We start from the raw sequence: 2,400 nt of genomic DNA, 5'->3' as shown, positions 1-2,400 counted from the left end.
CGAGACACGGCTGGCAGTTCGAAGAGGTCGAAGTCGACGGCCGCCGAGTCCTACAGGCCATCGCCATGGCACCGACATCACACAACATCTCGTACACCTGGTACACCCCCGTACCACGTACGCGCCTTCCGGCGGCACACCTACGAAGAGTCCCCTGCGATGGCCGGTGCGTCGCGGCGCACCGGCCAAGGGCGCGATCGTGCGCGACGGTGTGGCCGCGGGGGGCGGACCCCGCTGCGTGGACGGCGGCCGGCAGGATGACGCAGACATTTCCCACCGTCGTCCCAACAATCCTCCCAGCTCGGTGGTTGGCGAGCGAACAGCGGCGACGGTATGTTCTGCTCGTACACGGGATGCCGGTACTATTCCCGGCGGTTCGACCCGAGCGGCCGGGGCAGGAACGCGCGACAGCGCCGGCGGCGGTCCCAGGACCGCCCATGTTTTCGGAGGAAGGGGCGCCGAATGCCTCGCCGCCGCTGGTTCGGCCGGACCGCCGCGCTGCTGATCGCCGCCGTCGCGGTGGTGGGCGCATGTTCCAGCAACGGTGGTGTTTCGGCCAACGCCGAGTCGACGGCCCTCGCTCGCGAACTGGCCGGCGAGCTGGGGACGGCGGACCTCTCCCGTCCACCGATCTTGTTCGTGCACGGAAACCTCGGCTCGGGCGACCTGTTCGAGACCCAGGCGCAGCGTTTCACCAGCAACGGCTATCCGGCGGACCGGATAGCCGCCTTCGACTACGACGCGTCCAGGCCGACCGCTGCGCAGGAGGAGTCGTTCCCCGGGCTCGACGCCGAGATCACGCACCTGTTGACGGCCACCCGCATGAAGAAGATCGATCTGGTGGGCCAGTCGGAGGGCACCACGCTCGCCCAGAAGTACCTGGCCAGCTCCCCCGAGCGCGCCAGCCGTGTCGCGCACCTGGTCAGCCTGGACGGTCAGCAGATCTTCACCGCTCCCAAGGGCGTGCCGACACTCGTCGTGTGGGGCGGCGGTGATCCCACCCGGCGTATCACCGGCGCGGTCAACATCCGCTTCCTGGAGCAGGAACGCGACGGGCTCACCACCTCGGCGGAGACCTTCCGGCAGATGTTCCGCTTCCTGACCGGCAGCGACCCGCTCGCCACCGACGTGACCCCGGACTCGGCCCAGATCGACCTCGCCGGCCGGGCGCTGCTCTTTCCCACCAACGAGCCCGTCGGCGATGCCCGGCTCGAGGTGTACCGGGTCGATCCGAAGACCGGCCGGCGCGCGCCGGCCGGACTGCAGGCGCTCCTCAAGATCGGTGCCGATGGATCCTGGGGGCCGGTGCGCGCGGACGGGTCGGCCAGTTACGAGTTCGCGATCGTGCGCCCGGATGAGCCCGTCCATCACTTCTACTACCAGCCGTTCCGGCGCGGAGACCGCCTGATCCGCCTACTGACCAGCAGGCCGGACAAGGAACTCGGCGGCGGGATGACGGTCGACGCCGGCCAGACCGACCTGATCGTCGACCGGAGCATGGAATGGTGGGGTGATCAGGGTGCCGAGAGCGACACCCTCACCGTCGACAACACCAATGTGATCACGCCGACGAACGTTCCCCGCACGAAGCTGACGAACTCCCTCTACATCTTCGACCGCGGTTCCGACCACGCCTCCGACGTGGCGACCCCGATTCCCGCCTATTTTCAGATCAGCTTCATCACGGGGGTCGATCTCAGCATCCCGTCGGGGGACCGCTCAGTGGCGGTCTCGCTGACCCCGCGCGGGCAGACCGCGCGGCGCACCGTCATGACCGTGCCCGCGCTGCCGTCGAACACCGATCGGCTGACGCTGCATTTCCGAACCGACCCCTGAGATTTGGCGGCACGAAGATCCCGCGGCACGAAGATCCCGCAGCGCGCGGATCCGGCGCCGCGGTGGGCTACCTCAGGTCCCGGCGGACGCCGTCGAGCGCGGCCGAATGCCCGGCCCGGTAGGCATCCCGCTCGCCCGTCGTCATCCAGCGGACGTCCGGATCGGGTGCCGCGTCCCTGATGAGGAGGCCGTCAGCGACCGTGGTGGGCCGTGGGGTCGGTGCCGCGCCCGGCGCCGGGCCGTAGGCGAGAACGGCTTCGTCCTCGCCGGGAATGACGGTCAGGACGAGCCCAGCCGGCAGGCGGGCAAGGGCTCGCAACGCGTCCACCGGGTCGGAGCCCGCGTCCAGCGCGATCTCCCAGCGGTTCGGGGCCCGCGAGGTCACCGTCACGGTCGGGCCGTTCGGACTGCCCGCCCCCGCCAATCCGGGGGGTCCGGCCAAATCGGCGGGGGCGGGGCGGTGACCCTGCTTGGGCAGGGCAGGGCCACCTGCGGGCGGCCGTCTCTCCGGCCGGGCAGGCCGGGCAGGCGGCGCGGGGGCGGGGGCGGGGGACCCGATCGGAC

At 70.7% G+C, this 2,400-nt stretch carries 2 protein-coding genes; one reads left to right on the top strand and one right to left on the bottom strand.

All coding sequences use genetic code 11. The annotated features are described in order from the left end of the window. Positions 1–462 precede the first annotated feature (462 nt). Positions 463–1,836 (top strand): alpha/beta fold hydrolase, encoded by a 1,374-nt coding sequence (locus MXD58_RS29140; RefSeq protein ID WP_248838137.1) that lies wholly within the window; start codon positions 463–465, stop codon positions 1,834–1,836. Between the two features lie 67 nt (positions 1,837–1,903). Here MXD58_RS29140 and MXD58_RS29135 read toward each other — a convergent pair whose 3' ends face one another. Beyond that, a complete protein-coding gene (locus MXD58_RS29135; protein WP_250611363.1) occupies positions 1,904–2,227 on the bottom strand; it encodes a hypothetical protein in 324 nt (107 codons plus the stop codon). Positions 2,228–2,400 lie beyond the last annotated feature (173 nt).

The sequence above is a fragment of the Frankia sp. AgKG'84/4 genome (assembly GCF_023242965.2).
In the GTDB taxonomy this organism is placed as follows: Bacteria; Actinomycetota; Actinomycetes; order Frankiales; family Frankiaceae; genus Frankia.
Note: the sequence above shows the minus strand (reverse complement) of the source record. Positions and strands in the feature narration are given on the sequence as shown.

What these genes read in the sequence shown, in the direction of transcription:
- MXD58_RS29140 (WP_248838137.1), top strand. Translation starts at nt 463, where the DNA reads ATGCCTCGCCGCCGCTGGTTCGGCCGGACCGCCGCGCTGCTGATCGCC.